The 17860-nt window shown below is 64.3% G+C and carries 16 protein-coding genes and 5 tRNA genes; 9 read left to right on the forward strand and 12 right to left on the reverse strand.

Features of this window, described 5'->3' with window-relative positions; translation table 11 throughout:
* Positions 1-67 precede the first annotated feature (67 nt).
* Together ACEOAC_RS09635 and ACEOAC_RS09640 are read right to left on the reverse strand one after the other, a co-directional pair.
* A complete protein-coding gene (locus ACEOAC_RS09635; protein WP_077238173.1) occupies positions 68-964 on the reverse strand; it encodes a segregation and condensation protein A in 897 nt (298 codons plus the stop codon).
* A 9-nt stretch (positions 965-973) separates the two neighbouring features.
* Entirely contained in the window at positions 974-1177 is a 204-nt protein-coding gene (locus ACEOAC_RS09640) for a DUF3460 family protein (RefSeq protein ID WP_077238174.1), read from the reverse strand.
* A 71-nt stretch (positions 1178-1248) separates the two neighbouring features.
* Between ACEOAC_RS09640 and bamE the strand changes: the two genes are divergently transcribed.
* Entirely contained in the window at positions 1249-1776 is a 528-nt protein-coding gene (bamE, locus tag ACEOAC_RS09645; protein WP_006465473.1) for an outer membrane protein assembly factor BamE, read from the forward strand.
* A gap of 6 nt (positions 1777-1782) precedes the next feature.
* Here bamE and ACEOAC_RS09650 read toward each other — a convergent pair whose 3' ends face one another.
* The 7 genes from ACEOAC_RS09650 to metG all read right to left on the reverse strand — a co-directional run bounded on the left by ACEOAC_RS09650 (position 1783) and on the right by metG (position 9784).
* Complete coding sequence (locus tag ACEOAC_RS09650; RefSeq protein WP_413444747.1) at positions 1783-2613, reverse strand: carbohydrate ABC transporter permease; 831 nt, start codon at positions 2611-2613, stop codon at positions 1783-1785.
* Entirely contained in the window at positions 2610-3485 is an 876-nt protein-coding gene (locus ACEOAC_RS09655) for a carbohydrate ABC transporter permease (RefSeq protein WP_077238176.1), read from the reverse strand. The genes ACEOAC_RS09650 and ACEOAC_RS09655 overlap by 4 nt, the downstream gene beginning before the upstream one ends.
* A 24-nt stretch (positions 3486-3509) precedes the next feature.
* A complete protein-coding gene (locus tag ACEOAC_RS09660) occupies positions 3510-4802 on the reverse strand; it encodes an ABC transporter substrate-binding protein (RefSeq protein ID WP_241813310.1) in 1293 nt (430 codons plus the stop codon).
* A gap of 53 nt (positions 4803-4855) precedes the next feature.
* A complete protein-coding gene (locus tag ACEOAC_RS09665) occupies positions 4856-5896 on the reverse strand; it encodes an ABC transporter ATP-binding protein (RefSeq protein WP_241813309.1) in 1041 nt (346 codons plus the stop codon).
* A gap of 41 nt (positions 5897-5937) precedes the next feature.
* Positions 5938-6918 carry a sugar-binding transcriptional regulator gene (locus ACEOAC_RS09670; protein ID WP_102664325.1) on the reverse strand — a complete coding sequence of 327 codons (981 nt, stop codon included), beginning with the start codon at positions 6916-6918 and terminating at the stop codon, positions 5938-5940.
* 280 nt (positions 6919-7198) lie between these two features.
* Positions 7199-7678 carry a GNAT family N-acetyltransferase gene (locus ACEOAC_RS09675; protein WP_006465467.1) on the reverse strand — a complete coding sequence of 160 codons (480 nt, stop codon included), beginning with the start codon at positions 7676-7678 and terminating at the stop codon, positions 7199-7201.
* A gap of 42 nt (positions 7679-7720) precedes the next feature.
* Positions 7721-9784 (reverse strand): methionine--tRNA ligase, encoded by a 2064-nt coding sequence (gene metG / locus ACEOAC_RS09680; RefSeq protein WP_413445115.1) that lies wholly within the window; start codon positions 9782-9784, stop codon positions 7721-7723.
* Between the two features lie 218 nt (positions 9785-10002).
* On the opposite strand from metG, the gene apbC reads away from it, so the two are divergent.
* The 8 genes from apbC to ACEOAC_RS09720 all read left to right on the forward strand — a co-directional run bounded on the left by apbC (position 10003) and on the right by ACEOAC_RS09720 (position 14735).
* Positions 10003-11091: an iron-sulfur cluster carrier protein ApbC gene (gene apbC, locus ACEOAC_RS09685; protein ID WP_006465465.1), complete on the forward strand. Its 1089-nt coding sequence runs from the start codon at positions 10003-10005 to the stop codon at positions 11089-11091.
* A gap of 144 nt (positions 11092-11235) precedes the next feature.
* Positions 11236-12636 (forward strand): glutamate--tRNA ligase, encoded by a 1401-nt coding sequence (gene gltX / locus ACEOAC_RS09690; RefSeq protein ID WP_413445116.1) that lies wholly within the window; start codon positions 11236-11238, stop codon positions 12634-12636.
* Between the two features lie 73 nt (positions 12637-12709).
* Positions 12710-12785 (forward strand) — tRNA-Ala (locus ACEOAC_RS09695).
* Positions 12786-12858: 73 nt separating this feature from the next.
* Positions 12859-12934, forward strand: a tRNA-Glu gene (locus ACEOAC_RS09700).
* A 56-nt stretch (positions 12935-12990) separates the two neighbouring features.
* Positions 12991-13066, forward strand: a tRNA-Glu gene (locus tag ACEOAC_RS09705).
* Positions 13067-13144: 78 nt separating this feature from the next.
* Positions 13145-13220, forward strand: a tRNA-Ala gene (locus ACEOAC_RS09710).
* Positions 13221-13293: 73 nt separating this feature from the next.
* Positions 13294-13369 (forward strand) — tRNA-Glu (locus ACEOAC_RS09715).
* Positions 13370-13940: 571 nt separating this feature from the next.
* Positions 13941-14735 carry an enoyl-CoA hydratase-related protein gene (locus ACEOAC_RS09720; RefSeq protein WP_413445751.1) on the forward strand — a complete coding sequence of 265 codons (795 nt, stop codon included), beginning with the start codon at positions 13941-13943 and terminating at the stop codon, positions 14733-14735.
* Positions 14736-14765: 30 nt separating this feature from the next.
* Here ACEOAC_RS09720 and ACEOAC_RS09725 read toward each other — a convergent pair whose 3' ends face one another.
* The 3 genes from ACEOAC_RS09725 to ACEOAC_RS09735 all read right to left on the reverse strand — a co-directional run bounded on the left by ACEOAC_RS09725 (position 14766) and on the right by ACEOAC_RS09735 (position 17533).
* On the reverse strand, positions 14766-15143 hold the full coding sequence (locus ACEOAC_RS09725; RefSeq protein ID WP_413445752.1) for a hypothetical protein: 378 nt from the start codon (positions 15141-15143) through the stop codon (positions 14766-14768).
* The gene (locus ACEOAC_RS09730) at positions 15143-15730 is read right to left on the reverse strand and encodes an RNA polymerase sigma factor (protein ID WP_241812623.1); all 588 of its coding nucleotides are present in this window, start codon (positions 15728-15730) and stop codon (positions 15143-15145) included. Before ACEOAC_RS09730 ends, ACEOAC_RS09725 begins: the two co-directional genes overlap by 1 nt.
* A 120-nt stretch (positions 15731-15850) precedes the next feature.
* On the reverse strand, positions 15851-17533 hold the full coding sequence (locus tag ACEOAC_RS09735) for a methyl-accepting chemotaxis protein (protein ID WP_413628814.1): 1683 nt from the start codon (positions 17531-17533) through the stop codon (positions 15851-15853).
* Between the last annotated feature and the right edge of the window lie 327 nt (positions 17534-17860).

Genomic DNA, 17860 nt, shown 5'->3' on the forward strand with positions numbered 1-17860 from the left:
GGTTGCGGGGCGGACGGCGCGGCTGCCATGTGCGCGCTGCCCGGGGATGTCAGTGATCCTCGCCGGCCTAGCTGGGCGAGTACGACAGTCTGACATAGATGGGGGCGAAGGCTTCGGCCTGGGTGATTTCGATCAGCGTCTCCTTGGCCAGCTCAAGCAGGGCGATGAAGTTGACCACCACCACCGGCACGCCGCGCGAAGGATCGAACAGGTCCGAGAACTCGACGAAGCGCGCCGTCTGCAGGCGGCGCAGGATGCCGGTCATGTGCTCGCGCACCGACAGTTCCTCGCGGCTGATGTGGTGGTGCTGGGTCAGCTTGGCGCGCTTGAGGATATCGGCCCAGACGGCCTTGAGGTCGTCCATGTTGACCTCGGGCCAGCGGGTGACCACGGTCTGCTCGATATGCACCTGGGTGCGCACATAATCGCGGCCGACCTGCGGCAACTGGTCCAGTTCCTGGGCGGCCAGCTTGATCTGCTCGTATTCCAGCAGGCGGCGCACCAGCTCGGCGCGCGGGTCTTCGGGTTCCTCGCCGGGCTCGGCCTTCTTGGCCGGCAGCAGCATGCGCGACTTGATTTCGATCAGCATGGCCGCCATCAGCAGGTATTCGGCGGCCAGTTCCAGGTTCTGCTTGCGGATCTGTTCGACGTATTCCAGGTACTGGGCGGTGACCTGCGCCAGCGGGATGTCGAGGATGTTGAAATTCTGCTTGCGGATCAGGTACAGCAGCAGGTCCAGCGGCCCCTGGAAGGCTTCCAGGAATACCTCTAGCGCATCCGGCGGGATGTAGAGGTCATTGGGCAGCTGGAACAGCGGTTCGCCATACAGACGTGCCAATGCCACGCCGTCGATCACATCGGGCGTGCTGTCCTGTTGTCCTGCGGGGGTGATGTCGATGGCGTCGGCGCTGGGTTCCGCGCCGGCCTGGCCGGCGGATTCGGCGCCACCTGCTTGAGCCGTCATGCGAAAAGCTTAGTGGCTCTGATAGACGTAGGGCTGTTGCGCCACGCGCGAGGCCTTCTCACGGGCGGACTTGTCCAGGTCCAGCGGTTCCTTGTCCCACAGCAGGGCGCGGCCGTCGCGCTGCGATTCTTCCAGCTTCGGGTTCTTCGTCTTCAGTTCGTCGATGAACTGGGTGATCTCAGATACGTAGGTGGTCTTTTTTCCGAAGAGCATGATATTTTCAGGCCAAATGTTACACAGAGGCCGTATTTTACCTTGTCTTCATCAGGGATAATCAAATACCTATGCGTGAACCCTTATTCATACGCTTGCGTCGCCATGCCGGCAAATTTGGTGCTTTTCTTGCTGCTTTGGCAATGTTTGGCTGCGACCGCAACGGCAATCCCATCCAGGAGTTCGGTTTGGACAAGCTGCAGAAGGGCATTTCCAGCGAGGCCGACGTGCGCGGCGTCATGGGCCAGCCCGATACCATCTGGGACGACGGCAACGGCGCCCGCACGCTGGAATATCCCAAGGGGCCGGAAGGCATCCGCACCTGGATGTTCGCCATCGGCGCCTCCGGCACCCTGGTCGATTACACCCAGGTCTTGACCCAGGAACATTTCGACACCATCCGCCCGGGCATGAGCGCCGAGCAGATCCGCCGCCAGTTCGGCCGCCCGCGCAGCGTGGTGCAGTTTGCCCGCAAGAATGAGGAAGTGTGGGACTGGAAATACCACTACGTCCACGAGGATCGCCTCTTCAACGTCCATTTCGACATGACCACCCGGAAGGTGGTGCGGATGTCGATTTCGGAGATATCGGGCCACTGAAACCGATCAGCGTATCCCCGCCCGCATGAACGACTGCACGAACTGCCGCTGGAACAGCAGGAAGGCCAGCAGCAGCGGTGCCGAGGTCATCAGCGTGGCGGCGGTGATGATGGACCAGTCCACCCCCTGGTCGGTGGAGGAAAACACCTGCAGGCCCACCGTCAGCGGCCGCGACTGCACCGAGTTGGTCACGATCAGCGGCCACAGGAAGTTGTTCCAGTGCGTGCTCACCGATACCAGCCCGAAGGCGATGTAGATCGGCCGCGCCAGCGGTACATAGACCTGCATCAGGATCTGCCAGGCCGAGGCCCCTTCCACGGTGGCGGCTTCATCCAGTTCGCGGGGCACCGTCTTGAAGGTCTGGCGCAGCAGGAAGATGCCGAAGGCCGAGGCGAAGTAGGGCAGGCCGATGGAAAGGATGGTGTCGCGCAGGCCCAGCAGGTTCATGGTCTGGTAGTTCTCCACGATGAGGATGTCGGGCATCACCATCAATTGCAGCAAGACCAGCATGAACATCACATTACTGCCACGGAAAGTGAAGCGCGCGAAGGCATAGGCGGCCAGCGTGGCCAATACTACCTGGGCTGCCAGGATCATCGTCACCAGCAGGAAGGTATTGATGAAATAGCGCAGGAACGGTGCTGATTGCCAGGCATTGACGAAGTTCTGCAAGGTCAGCGGCGCATCCGGCACGAAGCGGGTGGCGTAGGCAGCCGGGTGGAAGGCGGTCCACAGCGCATACAGCAGCGGCAACAGCCACAGCAGCGCCAGCACCCAGGCGGACAGGGTTTCCAGCACGCGGTGGTGCTGGCCGAAGGGGGAGCCGGGCGCGTTCATTGGTAGTGGGTCCTGCGGTCGAGAATGCGGAATTTCACCAGCGCGATGAGGCCCAGCAAGGCCAGCAACACCACCGTCAGGGCCGCCGCGTAGGACGAGTCCCAGAAGGCGAAGCCGACTTCATAGATGTAGTACAGCAGCAGCGAACTGGCGTTGTCGGGGCCGCCGCGGGTCATGACCACGATGTGGTCCACCAGGCGGAAGGCATTGATCAGCGCGTTGATCAGCACGAACAGGGTGGTCGGCATCAGCAGCGGGAATTGCACCCGCCAGAAGTATTGCCAGCGCGATGCCCCCTCCAGCGCGGCCGCCTCGGCCAGCACCGGCGAAATCTGTTGCAGCGCGGCCAGGTAGAAGATCATGAAGAAGCCGGCTTCCTTCCAGATCGCCACCACCATCAGCGCAGCCAGCACGCTATGCGGATTGCCCAGCCAGTTGTGCGAGGGCAGGCCGAGCGCGCCGGTGATCTGCTCCAGCAGGCCGTACTGCGGCGTGTAGAAGAACAGCCAGATATTGGCCACGGCGATCATCGGCAACACCGTGGGGGTGAAATAGGCCAGGCGCAGCACGCCGCGCCCGGCCAGTTTCTCGTTGACCCACAGCGCCATCAGGATGGCCAGGGCGATCGCCACCGGGATGGTCCCCAGGGCGAACCAGAGGTTGTTGCACAAGGCCTGCCAGAACACCGGGTCCTCGACCATGAGCCGGTAATTGTCCAGGCCGACGAAGACCGACGGCCTTGCTCCCTTGGGCGTGGAAAAGAAGCTGTGCCAGAGGGTCGCCAGCGCCGGATAGTGCGTGAAGGCGATCAGCAGCACCATCGCCGGCGACAGCAGCAGCCAGGGCAGCACGGAGGAGGGCAGGCGTTTCATCGGCAGGCCTTGTGCAGGCGGCGCTTAGCGACCGTAGGCGCGCAGGATGCGCTCGGCTTCGCGCTGGGCGTCCTTCAGGGCGGCGTCCGGGGTCTTGGTGCCGGACAGCGCGGCCTGCAGGTTGTCGTTCAGGGCCTTGGTCACGCGCTGGTTGTCGTGGGTGGAGAGTTCGGCCACGCCATATTTCATCTGCTCGCGGGCGACATCGGCGGCCGGGACGTCCTGCAGGTACTTCTTCATTTCCGGCGTATCCCAGGCGTCCTGGCGCGGTGCCACGTAGCCGGTGGCGATCGACCACTGGGCTGCGCGCGCCGGTTCGGTGGCGAAGCGGATGAACTTCATCGCCGCCTGCTGCTCGGCCGGGGAGGTCTTGTTGAAGACATAGAAGTTGCCGCCGCCGGTGGGGCTGCCCGGATGCTTGATGCCCGGCAGCATCGCCACGCCGAAGGGGAAGCTGGCGTTGGTGCGGATATTGGTCAGGTTGCCGGTGGTGGTCCAGACCATGGCGGCCTTCTGTTCCAGGAAGTCCTTGGGTGTGGTGCCCCATTCGATGGCGCCTGCCGGCATCACCTTGTCGCGGGCGGCCAGATCAACCCAGTGCTGCAGGGCCTGCACCGCGCCGGGCTTGTCGAAATAGGTCTTGGTGCCGGCACTGTTCATGAGGATGGTGTCGTTGGAGGCCGTCATGGCCTGGAACATCCAGTAGCCGAAACCGGTGGAAGGAATCTTCACACCCCACTGGCTGACGTTGCCGGCGGCGTCGCGCTTGGTCAGTTTCTTGGCGGCGTCCACCATCTCATTCCAGGTGGCGGGTGCCTTCTCGGGGTTCAGGCCGGCTTCCTTGAACAGGGTCTTGTTGTAGTACATCACGATGGTCGAGCGCTGGAAGGGAATGCCCCAGGTCTTGCCTTCGGTCTGGCTGTTTTCCATGAAGCCCTTGTAGAAGCCGTCGATCCACTTCTTGTCTTCGGCGCTGTTGGCCAGGCTGTCGATGGGAACGATGGCGTTCTCGTCGATCAGGGTGAACAGGTCGGTGGAGAGCAGCACGGCCAGGGTCGGCGGGGTGCCGCCCTTGAAGGCGGTCAGCGCCTTGACGATGCTTTCCTGGTAGGTGCCGGCATAGATGGCCTTGACCTTGACGTCGGGGTTGGCCTTTTCGAAGTCGGCCACCATGCTGTCGATGGTCTTGGTCACCGCGCCGCCGACGGCGACCGGGTAATAGAAGCTGATCTCGACCGGGTTGGCGGCCAGGACCGGGGCGCTGAAGGCGGCGCTGACGGCCAATGCGGCCAGGAACTTGAGGAAGGTTCTACGCATGATGCATCTCCATGAGGTGGAAGGTTGGCTTGCTGCGGAAATCGGTCGTTGGTTCAGGGGCGGCGTCGGCCGCTGTCGCCTTCGAAGAAGGTCTGGTCACGTTCATCCCAGGCCAGGTGTACGGTCTCGCCGATGGCCAGCCGGTGCTGGCCGGGGGCGCGCACCAGCAGGGCGGCCGCGCCGATGCGCGCACCCACGATGGTGTCGGCACCGAAATACTCGACCGTCTCCACCTGCGCCGGCACGCCCTGGTCGGCCAGGCGGATGTGCTCGGGACGCAGACCCAGCTGCAGCGGCAACTGGCCGGCGGCGGGGATGAGCACCGTGCTGCCGCTGATGGCCATGCCCTGGGGATGCGGCGCCAGCGCCAGCAGATTCATCGGCGGCGTGCCGATGAAGCGGGCGGCGAAGGCGGTCGCGGGCCGGGCATACAGCTCGGCCGGGGGCGCGTCCTGTTCGATGTGGCCTTCGCGCAGCAGGATCACCTGGTCGGCCATGCTCATGGCTTCGGTCTGGTCGTGGGTGACGTAGATCATGGTCATCTGCAGTTGCTGCTGCAGGGCGCGGATTTCGCGCCGCATTTCCTGGCGTAACTGGGCGTCGAGGTTGGAGAGCGGCTCGTCCATCAGGCAGACCGGGGCATCGGCGATGATGGCCCGCCCCAGTGCCACGCGCTGTTGCTGGCCGCCGGACAGCTGTGCCGGGCGGCGTTCCAGCAGGTGGCTCAGGCCGAGCAGGTCGGCCACGCGCTGCAGGCGCGCCGCATGGCTGCTGCGCGGCTCCTTGCGCACGCGCACGCCGAACAGGATGTTGTCGCGCACCGTCAGGTGCGGGAATAGCGCATAGGACTGGAACACCATGGAAATCTTGCGTTGCGCCGGTGCCAGTTGCGTCACATCCTGGCCGTCGATATGAATGCTGCCGCTGCTGGGTTTGTCCAGCCCGGCGATCAGGCGCAGGGTGGTGGACTTGCCGCAACCGGACGGCCCCAGCAGGACCGTGAAGTCGCCCGACTTCACCTCGAAATCGATGTCCTTGACTGCCTGGGCCTGGCCCCAGTGTTTTCCGACGCCGCGCAGGGAAATCGCTGCCATGTGCTGTTCCTGGTAATGGACTGAGGATGCGGGCCGGACGTTCAGGCCGCCGCGCCGCTGCGGATCTGCTCGACCAGCAGGCGTGCGCTGGTTTCGTCGATGATCAGCTCGTTGATGAAGCCGCCCCGCAGTGCCGCCTTCAGGCCGGGCAGCTTGCCGGTGCCGGAGACCACGCACAGCGCGTGGGCGGCGCGGGCGAAGCAGTCCATGTCCGGCCCGCTGTTGCGGCCGTTGAAGGCGACGTCGCGCCAGCTGCCGTCGGCGCGGAAGAAGACCGTGGCGATGTCGCCCACCAGACCGTCTTCACGCAGGATGCGGCGCTCGTCCGCGCCCAGGTAGCCGGCGGTGTGGATGTAGCTGCCGGTGGCTTCGGCACCGATGGAAAAGAGCAGGATGGAGGCGCGTTCCTGCAGGTCGCGGATGGCCTTGATGCTCTTTTCGCGCCACAGCGCGCTGCGCGTCTCGGGATAGTCGAAGAAGGCCGGTACCGGCAGGTGATGGGCGCGTGCGCCGTAGTTCTGGGCAAAGCGGGAGACGATGGATTCGCTGAAGCTGTTGATGAAGCTGGCGCCGCTGCCGGAGCCATTGAGCGCCACCACATCCACATCATGCACATGGCGCGGCAGCAACTGGTCGGCGATCTGCGCCACCGTGGTGCCCCAGGCCAGGCCGATGACGGTGCCCGGCGTCACCAGCGAATTGACGTAGGCGGCGGCGTGGCAGGTCACGCGCTGCAGGGTCTCCTTCTCGGTGGCGGCGGCGGCCACCGGTACCACCTGGATGGAGCGCAGGCGGTAGTGGTGGGCGAGGGCGGCTTCCAGGCTGCCCGAGACCTGCTGCGGGTCGTGCACGCGGATTTCCACCAGGCCCCGGTCCAGCGCATAGGACAGCAGGCGCGAGACGGTCGCGCGCGAGGTGCCGATCTCGTCGGCAATGGCCGCCGTGGTCATGTTCTGGAAATAGTAGAGGCGCGCCACGCGCACCGCCATGTAGGCGGTTTCCTGTCGATCCGCTTGGGCCATTGTTCTTTTCTGGAGAGCGAAAATGCGAAAAAGTGAAGAAACGGACCATGCACCCGACCCACCCCCGGCAGGCCAGGCGGGACGGCCGCCTGACAACGTTTTCACGATGGTAGCGAGCGATTGTTACGGCTTGATGAACATCTGTTCCGGGCTGGGTTTGGTGGAGCGGAGCCGGGGGAAGGGATAAGGGAGGGGCAGTGCAAAAGAAAAGCGACGCACCAGTGCGTCGCTTGTTCGGGAGGAGAGGGCGGGAGTGCTTCGGTGAGGCCCGGGTGAGGCCCTAGTGCCGCATCACCCGGCGCATCACGATCGGCGCTGCCTCGTGCGGATTGGCGCGGGTGTACTCCAGTTCGGGTGCGATCTCGAAACCGAAGGCCGCATACAGGTCCACCAGTTGCGCCTGGTCGGTGCGCACCGCCAGGCGCAGCTCGCGCACGTCGGCCGACTGGGCGCGGTGGATCAGGGCTTCCATCAGATGCTGTGACAGGCGCTCGCCGCGGAAGGCCGGGGCGATGCCCATGCGGCGGATTTCCCAGACGTCGCTCTCGGTATCGAGCGGCAGCCAGCGCACCGAACCGGCCGGCGTTTCGCCGCGCAGCAGGATGAAGGCGCCGCCGTGCTGCAGGTCTTCCACCACATGGTCGGCCGCCTCGCGGTGGCCGGAGGAAGTGGGCGCCACCTTGTTGGCCCAGCTATGCCGGGTCAGGTCGGCGATCAGGGTGGCGTCTTCCGATGTGGCTTCACGTATCAGGAAATCCATAGGCTGTCTCCTCCAGTGCAGGCGATGCGGTGCGATTGATGCTCAGCGCACCCGCATGCCCGGCTCGGCGCCCGGCCACGGGTTGAGCACGTAGATGCCCGGCTTGGCCTTTTCATCCTTGGCCGAGGCCGCCAGCACCATGCCTTCGGAAATGCCGAACTTCATCTTGCGCGGCGCCAGGTTGGCCACCATCACGGTCAGCTTGCCGACCAGTTCTTCCGGCTTGTAGGCCGAGGCGATACCGGAGAAGACATTGCGGGTGCGGCCTTCGCCGGCATCCAGGGTCAGGCGCAGCAGCTTGGTGGAGCCTTCCACGGCTTCGCAGTTGACGATCCTGGCGATGCGCAGATCGATCTTGGCGAAGTCGTCGATGGAGATTTCCGGGGCCAGTTCTTCGATGGCGCTCTCTTCGACTGCAGGCACTGCCGCAGCGGCTTCCGGCGCCTCGAACAGGGCATCGAGCATCTTGGGATCGACGCGCTGCATCAGGTGCGAGTAGGCATTGATGACATGGCCGTCGGCCAGCGGCGTGGTCACGTCGCTCCACTGGAAGGGCTGCACCTTGAAGAAGGCTTCCACCTGGGCGGCCAGTTGCGGCAGCACCGGCTTGAGGTAGATGGTCAGGATGCGGAAGGCTTCCAGCAGGCGGCTGCAGACTTCGTGCAGTTGCGCGTCCTTGCTGCTGTCCTTGGCCAGTTCCCAGGGTTTGTTGGCGTCCACATAGGCGTTGATGGCGTCGGCCTGTTCCATCACCAGGCGCAGGGCCTTGCCGTATTCGCGCTGTTCGTAGAGGCTGCGGATTTCATCGGCCACGCCGCGCAGCTTGCCCAGGAAGGCGTCGTCGGCGGTCGCCCATTGCGTGGAGACGCGACCTTCGAAGCGCTTGGCGATGAAGCCCGCAGCACGGCTGGCGATGTTGACGTACTTGCCGATCAGGTCGGCATTGACGCGGGCGACGAAGTCATCCGGGTTGAAATCCACGTCCTCGACCTTGGCGTTCAGCTTGGCGGCGATGTAGTAGCGCAGCCATTCCGGATTCATGCCGATGTCCAGGTAGCGCAGTGGCGAAATGCCGGTGCCGCGCGACTTCGACATCTTCTCGCCGCTGACCGTGATGAAGCCGTGCGCGAAGACGTTGTTGGGCGTCTTGCGGCCGGCGAACTTGAGCATGGCGGGCCAGAACAGGGTGTGGAAGTAGGTGATGTCCTTGCCGATGAAGTGGTATTGCTCGGTCTTGTCATCGGCCATGAAGGCGTCGAAATCACGACCGGTCTTGACGAAGTAGTTCTTCAGCGAGGCCAGGTAGCCGATGGGCGCATCCAGCCAGACGTAGAAATACTTGCCCGGTGCATCGGGAATCTCGATGCCGAAGTAGGGCGCATCGCGGCTGATGTCCCAGTCGCCCAGGCCGCCTTCGCCGTCCAGCCACTCGCGGGCCTTGTTGGCCACTTCCGGTTGCAGACGGTTGCTGTCGAGCGCCCATTCGCGCAGGAATTCCACGCATTTCGGGTCGGACAGCCTGAAGAAGAAGTGTTCCGAGGACTTCATCACCGGGGTCGCGCCGGACAGCGTCGAGTACGGGTTCTTCAGGTCGGTCGGCGCATAGACGGCGCTGCAGTTCTCGCAGGAGTCGCCGTACTGGTCCTTGGTGCCGCACTTGGGGCATTCGCCCTTGATGTAGCGGTCCGGCAGGAACATGTTCTTGACCGGGTCATAGAACTGGTCGATGGTCTTGGTCGAGATCAGCTGGGCTTGGTCGCGCAGGGCGCGGTAGATCTCCTGCGACAGCTCGTGGTTCTCCGGGCTATCGGTGGAGCTCCAGTTGTCGAAGGCGATGTGGAAGCCGTCCAGATACTGCTTGCGACCGGCAGCGATGTTGGCCACGAACTGCTGCGGCGTGATGCCGGCCTTCTCGGCGGCGATCATGATGGGCGCGCCGTGGGCATCGTCGGCGCCGACGAAGTGCACCTCATTGCCCTGCATTCGCTGGAACCGGACCCAGATGTCGGCCTGGATGTATTCCATGATGTGGCCGATGTGGAAAGCGCCGTTGGCGTAGGGGAGTGCGGTCGTGACGAAGAGTTGGCGAGGTGCTGAAGTGCTCATTGGCGATACGGACGATGCAAGAGGGTTGATTGAGGCAGCCGGAAACTGCCATGAAAGAGGGGCATTCTATCAGCCAGCGGCCCTTGGGCGCAGTAGTTGCTCCATTGCAATGGCTTGGGCTTGCCTGGGGGCGGTGGTGCGGCCCCCGGTTTGATCCCGCTCCGGGGCGGCACGGGCCCGATTGGTTTAGACTTGCGGGTTCTGAGCAAGGAGAAACAATGAGCATTACCGTGGAAGAGATCAAGGCGGCCCTGTTGCAGGTGATCGACCCCAATACCGGCCGAGACCTGATCCGGGGCAAGGAAGCCCGCAACATCCGCGTCGAGGGCGGCCGCGTGCTGCTGGACGTGGAACTGGGTTACCCGGCGGCCAGCCAGGTCGCACCGATGCGCCAGAGGGTCGAAGAGGCGCTGGGCAAGCTGCCCGGCGTGACCGGCGTGGAAGCCAACGTCTATTTCAAGATCGTGGCCCATGCGGTGCAGCGCGGCATCAAGCTCAAGAGCAACGTCAAGAACATCATTGCAGTGGCTTCCGGCAAGGGCGGCGTGGGCAAGTCCACCACGGCGGTCAACCTGGCGCTGGCGCTGTCGGCCGAGGGCGCGCGCGTAGGCATCCTGGATGCCGATATCTACGGCCCCTCCCAGCCCATGATGATGGGCATCTCCGGCCAGCCCGAAACCAAGGATGGCAAGACCATGGAGCCGCTGGAGAACCACGGCCTGCAGGTTTCCTCCATCGGTTTCATGATCGACCCCGACGAACCCATGGTCTGGCGCGGCCCCATCGTCACCCAGGCCCTGCAGCAACTGCTGGACCAGACCAACTGGCGCGACCTCGACTACCTGATCGTCGACATGCCCCCCGGCACCGGCGACGTGCAGCTGACGCTGTCGCAGAAGGTGCCGGTCACCGGCGCCGTGATCGTGACCACACCCCAGGACATCGCCCTGCTGGATGCGCGCAAGGGCTTGCGCATGTTCGAGAAGGTCGGCATTCCCATCCTGGGCATCGTGGAAAACATGAGCATGCACGTCTGCTCCAACTGCGGCCATGCCGAGCCCATCTTTGGCGTGGGTGGCGGCGAGAAGATGTGCGCCGATTTCGGCGTGGACTTCCTGGGCGCCTTGCCGCTGACCATGGAAATCCGCCAGCAGACCGACTCCGGCACCCCCACCGTGGTGGCCGATCCGCAGGGCAAGGTGGCCGAGATCTACAAGGCCATCGCCCGCAAGGTAGCCGTGAAGGTGGCCGAGAAGGCGCGCGACATGTCCAGCAAGTTCCCCAGCATCGTGGTGCAGAACGACTGAGCGTTGCCGGTTGAGCCTCCCGGGCGGGCCGCCGGCATGGCGTGCCCGCCTGCAAAGGCGTTAAAATGACGCCTTTCCGATTCCATTCCTGACCGTTGTACGGCTTTGGCGTGCCAAGGCCGTTTTGGTTTTTCATTCCCGATCATGACTGCCACTCAAGTACGTACCCGTTTCGCTCCCAGTCCCACCGGCTATCTGCACCTGGGCGGTGCCCGCACGGCGCTGTTCTCCTGGGCCTATGCCCGTCGCTTCGGCGGCACCTTCGTGTTGCGCATCGAGGATACCGACGTCGAGCGTTCCACCCCGGAAGCGGTGCAGGCCATCATCGAGGGCATGCAATGGCTGGGCCTGGAGCATGACGAGGGTCCGTTCTACCAGATGAAGCGCATGGATCGCTATCGCGAAGTGATCGGCCAGATGCTGGCACAGGGCACGGCCTACCACTGCTATTGCACCCCCGAGGAAGTGGAAGCCATGCGCGAACGCCAGCGCGCCGCCGGCGAAAAACCGCGTTACGACGGCACCTGGCGCCCGGAGCCGGGCAAGACCCTGCCGGCCATCCCCGCAGAGCGCAAGCCGGTGGTGCGCTTCAGGAACCCGCAGGACGGCGAGGTCAGCTGGAACGACGTGGTCAAGGGCCCCATCACCATCTCCAACCGCGAGCTGGACGACCTGGTGATCGCCCGCCCGGATGGCACCCCGACCTACAACTTCTGCGTCGTGGTGGACGACTGGGACATGAAGATCACCCACGTCATCCGTGGCGACGACCATGTCAACAACACCCCGCGCCAGATCAACATCCTCAAGGCCCTGGGTGGCACGCTGCCTGAATACGGCCATGTCCCCATGATCCTGGGCGCCGATGGTGAGAAGCTGTCCAAGCGCCACGGCGCGGTCAGCGTGATGGACTACCCGGCCCAGGGCTACCTGCCCGAAGCCATGCTGAACTACCTGGCCCGCCTGGGCTGGAGCCACGGCGACGACGAGATTTTCTCGATGCAGCAGTTCTGCGAATGGTTCGACCTGGACCACCTGACCAAGGCCCCGGCGCAATTCAACCCGGAAAAGCTGAACTGGCTCAACAACCATTACATCAAGCTGGCAGACAACACCCGCCTGGCCGGCCTGGTGCGCCCGCTGCTGGAAGCGCAGGGCGCCGTCTTCGAAGGCGCCCCGGACCTGGCGGCCGTGATCGGCTTGCTGAAGGATCGCGCCAATACGGTCAACGAAATTGCCGCTGCGGCCCTGATGTTCTACCGCCAGCCGGCCCCCGACGCAGCGCTGGTGGCCCAGCACATCACCGATGCCATCAAGCCGGCCCTGGCCGACTTCGCCCAGCGCGTGGCCACGGTGGAATGGGCCAAGGAAGCCATCGCCCCGATGATCAAGGAAGTCCTGGCGGCGCATGGCATCAAGATGCCGCAGCTGGCCATGCCCTTGCGCCTGATCGTCGCCGGTCAATTGCAGACCCCGGCCATTGACGCCGTGCTGCAATTGTTCGGTCGTGAGGCTGTTCAGGCACGTTTGGCGGCATATGTTTGAGAAAAGGAAATAATTCTTCAAAAAGATGTTGTCTTTTGAAAATAGGTATTGCATAATCTCGCTTCTTCGCAACGGGGGTATAGCTCAGCTGGGAGAGCGCTTGCATGGCATGCAAGAGGTCAGCGGTTCGATCCCGCTTACCTCCACCAGCGACCCGCAGATGTTTGGCGGTGATATTTCAGGCGAAGCTTGAGATGTAGAAGTGAATTGAAGTACCTGCTTGTCCCCTTCGTCTAGAGGCCTAGGACATCACCCTTTCACGGTGAGTACGGGGGTTCGAATCCCCCAGGGGACGCCAGATTCTGATATCTGTGCTGTCACCCAGCAAGCAGCACAGGTATGAAGCAGTACGTTGTCCCCTTCGTCTAGAGGCCTAGGACATCACCCTTTCACGGTGAGTACGGGGGTTCGAATCCCCCAGGGGACGCCAGGTAGTAAGTAGTCTGATCTGACCGATCAGTCTACCTTGAGGTTGGATAGTCCGGAGTTTGGGACTTTTCCTTTCGCAGGGGGTATAGCTCAGCTGGGAGAGCGCTTGCATGGCATGCAAGAGGTCAGCGGTTCGATCCCGCTTACCTCCACCAGCGACTCACATGGATATGTGGGGTGAATTAGTGGAAGAGCTGATTCGAGGAATTTTGCAGTTGTAACCGTTTTGTCCCCTTCGTCTAGAGGCCTAGGACATCACCCTTTCACGGTGAGTACGGGGGTTCGAATCCCCCAGGGGACGCCAGATAAAAAAGCCCGCGCAAGCGGGCTTTTTTGTTTGGAGTCACCTAGCGATGTGCTTGAGCACATCGCGGGGGGATTCGAAGGGTTTCGCTTGCAAGCGAAACCGGGCCCGCGGCACGTGGGCGAATCCCTCGCTCGCGCAGCGAGCGTTAGCCGACGACTGAACGCGCACCGAAAGCAATCCAGGCCAACCCAGTCAACTAAAGCCCGCGCAAGCGGGCTTTTTTGTTTGGCGTCACCTAGCGATGTGCTTGAGCACATCGCGGGGGGGATTCGAAGGGTTTCGCTTGCAAGCGAAACCGGGCCCGCGGCACGTGGGCGAATCCCTCGCTCGCGCAGCGAGCGTTAGCCGACGATTGAACGCGTACCGAAAGCAATCCAGGCCAACCCAGTCAACCAAAGCCCGCGCAAGCGGGCTTTTTTGTTTGGCGGCCGAATCCCTCCTCACCCCCACAGCGCCGCCCGCGCGCATTTGTCTCCGCCATAACATTCACTCTCCCTTTTTTGCGCTATCCTCCCCGCACCCTGACCTTCGTCACCAATGCAAGGTCAGACAGATCACAGGAGCCCCCATGAGCAGCGCAGCCCATCTCGACATCGATTCCCGTGGCCTGGCCACGCTCACGCTGAACCGGCCGGACGTGCACAACGCCTTCGACGACCAGTTGATCGCGCTGCTGATCGACCTGATCACCCAGGCCCGTGATGATCCACGCACCCGACTGCTGTTGCTGAGCTCGACCGGCAAATCCTTCTCGGCCGGTGCCGACCTGGCCTGGATGCGGCGCATGGCCGATGCTTCGCGCGAGGACAACCTGCGCGACGCCCGCAAGCTGGCGCTGTTGATGGAAACCCTCAACGGCTTCCCGGCGCCGACGCTGGCCAAGGTGCAGGGCGCGGTCATGGGCGGGGGCGTGGGGCTGGTGTCGTGCTGCGATATCGTGGTGGCGTCGGAAGCGGCCTTCTTCGCGCTCTCGGAGGTCAAGCTGGGCCTGGCGCCAGCGGCCATCAGCCCCTATGTGATCGCCAAGATGGGGGTGTCACAGGCCAGGCGCTTCTTCGTCTCGGGCGAGCGTTTTTCCGCCGTGCGCGCCGCTGCCATCGGCCTGGTCCACGAAGTGACGCTGGCCTCCGAGCTCGACGGCAAGGTGCTGCAATTGATCGATACCTTGCTGGCCAACGGGCCGCAGGCCATGCGCGCGGCCAAGCAACTGGTGCAGGTGGCCAGTCCCCTGCAGGTCACGCCGGCGCTGTCGGAATACACCGCCGGGGTCATCGCCGACCTGCGCGCATCGGACGAGGGACGGGAGGGTTTGCGGGCCTTCCTGGAGAAGGGGACGCCTTCGTGGGTCGCTGGTAATCGCTAGCGTTACCTGACGGCTCGTTGACGGCCGGAGTCAGCGTTCGTCGCGACCACGGCAGAACATGCGTCCGCGACGTCCGCAGCGTTCACGTTCTTCGGGTGTCATGGCTTCCCAGCGTGCGCGCATGAAGCGGCGCTTCTCCTGCCAGCCGCCGTGGCGGCCCCGGAAACCACCGAACAGTATCCGGCACAAGGCCAGCAGGCCCAGCGCGCGCCAGAAGCCGATCGGGTTGACCCCGGGGAAAATCGGCGGCATCACCCAGTTCCAGAGCAGCATTACCACCCCGCCCAGCAGCGGCAGGATCAGCACGCAGAGCGCCAGCTTGCCCAGCCACCAGCCACGACCGCCACGGTGACGCAGGGGTTGGTGATCCGGTCCTTGATCGGTTTGCTTGTCTTCCATGTGTTCCATTACATCTCCAATTCGTCATAGACCGCCTGCAGGCGTTCACGCAGGTGCAGGACGGCGTAGCGCTTGCGCGCCAGCAGGGTATTGAGGCTGGTGCCACTGTCGGCCGCCATTTCCTTGAAACTCTTGCCATCGAGTTCGTGCGCGATGAAGACCTCGCGCTGTGCCTCGGGCAATTCCTCCAGCGCTTCCTGCAGGGCAGTGATCAGGGCGGCGCGGGCATAGGCCGCCTCCGGTCCGTCTTCGCTGGCCGGCAGCAGCAGGTCCAGTCGCCAGGCCTGGTCGGCGCCGTCGATGTCCTCGGCATCGCGGGACTCGGGCAGCGGTTCTTCCTTCTTCTTGCGGAAGCGGTCGATGATGCGGTTGCGCGCCACCCTGAACAGCCAGGCGCTGACCTGTTCGATAGGCTCCGGCAGGCGGTAGGCCTGGACGAACTCATAGAACACTTCCTGCAGGATGTCTTCGGCTTCGCCCGCGTCGGCCACCCGGCGGCGGATGAAGCCGCCCAGCCGGCTGCGCTCGCGCATGACGGTGGCGGTGATCTCGCGGTCCTGGTCGCTCATCGGGGAGAGTAGGGAAGTGGGCTGCATGCCCTGAAGACGGGCCAGCGCCGCCGATATTGTGCCATCGGCGAAAAACGCAGCGGAACCGCGATTCTAGCGGTTCCGCCGTCAGCCCGGGGGAGGGCTGCAGAGGGGGTGGGAGGGGCGTCAGTCGTGCTCGAACACCTTGATCGCCTGGCGCAAGGTGGCCATGCGTTCCTGCATGGCGGCCACGGCGGCGGCGGAGTGCTCGACCATGTCGGCGTTCTGCTGGGTCATGCGGTCCAGCATCAGGGCCGATTCGCTGACCTGGGCCACACCCTGGCTTTGTTCGATCGCGCTGCTGGAGATATCGCCGATCAGGCTGCGCATTCCATCCACCTCGCTGACGATGCCGTCGATGGCGGCGCCTGCCTGTTCGGCTCGGGTGGCGCCGGCCTGGCTCTTGGCCACGCTCTGGCTGATCAGGGCCTTGATCTCATGCGCGGCGTTGGCGCTGCGCTGGGCCAGGGTGCGCACTTCGGCTGCCACCACGGCAAAGCCGCGTCCGGCCTCACCGGCGCGGGCGGCTTCGACGGCCGCATTCAGGGCCAGGATGTTGGTCTGGAAGGCGATGCTGTCGATGAGGCCATTGATCTCGCCGATCTGGGTCGAGGACTGGGCGATTTCGTGCATGGTCTGCACCACCTGCATCACGATCTCGCGCCCCTGCGCGGCCGCCTCGCTGGTCTGTTGCGCCTGGGCATGGGCGGCCTGAGCCGTATCGGCGCTATGCCGCACTGCCACCGACATCTGCTCGGCCGCCGCGGCGGTCTGCTGCAGATGGGCATGGGTGGCGGCGGTGCGCTGGCGCAGGTCGGCGTTGTCGTCGGCGATCTGGTGATTGGCTTGATCGAGTCCAGCGAGCTGGGCGGAAACATCGTCGATCAGGGCGCGCAGGTTCAGCCCGGCCTGGTTGACCGCACGCAGCAGCTGTCCGATCTCGTCGATGCGATCCAGGCCCTGGGTCTGGGCTGGCTGGCCGCAGGCGACCGCCTTGGCCTGTTGCAGTACCAGCGCCAGCGGCGCAGCCAGGCGTCGTTCCAGCCACCAGCCGGCCACGCCCAGTGCCGGCAGCAGGCTCACGGTCAGCGGCAGCAGCGGTGCATTCAGCAGCGCCTGGGCCCCGATGGTCGTCACGGCAACGGCACCCAGAGCCAGTCGGAGGCGCCAGCGTACCGGCATGAGCTGGCCCAGCCGCGTCCACGACCATAATCCCCGGCGGACCACCAGGCCCTGACAGAAGTGCAACCCCTGAGCGCGGCCCTCGCGGAAGCGGCGATAGAGCGCCGCCGCCGCGCTGATTTCGGCAGTCGAGGGACGGGTGCGCACCGACAGGAAGCCGCGGATCTGGCCGCCCCGGCGGATCGGCGCGACGTTGGCGCGGACCCAGTAATGATGGCCGTCGGCGCGGCGGTTCTTGACCACGGCGGTCCAGGCCTGTCCCTGCCGCAGGGTGGCCCACATGTCGGCGAAAGCTTCACGCGGCATGTCGGGATGGCGAACGATATTGTGTGGCTGGCCGATCAGCTGGTCGCGGGAAAAGCCGCTGATGTCGACGAAGCTGGAGTTGGCATAGGTCAGCACGCTGCTGGTGTCGGTGCTGGACATGAGCGTGGCCTGGGCCGGGAAGGGGTACCCGGCTTCGTCATCGGCCGGCGTGCCGATGAGGCCGGCCTTTGGATGGAGCAGGACGGGCGGCTTGGCCTGGCTGATGCGGTGGTGGGGCAGATCGTGGGACGGATCGAGGGATGGGGAGGCACCTTGGTCGACACGAGGGACTAGGTCCTGGGGCAAGTCGTTGATCTTCATAGGCGTAAGACGATGGCAATGGCGATGGCAATGGCAAAACGATGCCCGGTCCGCGGGCCGGATGGGCCTGTGGACGGCGTGGGTGTGAATGGGAATGAGTGGTCCGGTGCTTCGGCGATCCGTCGGGTCGGATCAGGCAGGGACACGCCTGGTGGGTGGCCGGGTCAGCCGTCCAGGATGTGCACGACGATCATCTGATTTGTTCTCCAGCTGCGTGGGTGTCGCCTGCCGAACTTGCAGACGCGTTTCCGGTTGCACGCCGTGCAACGAGAAAGGCTAGCTTTATAACGCGAACGCGACACCCACCGCCTGGGACTGATTGCGATA

Source organism: Herbaspirillum frisingense, assembly GCF_047325095.1.
GTDB classification, from domain to species: domain Bacteria; phylum Pseudomonadota; class Gammaproteobacteria; order Burkholderiales; family Burkholderiaceae_D; genus Herbaspirillum; species Herbaspirillum frisingense.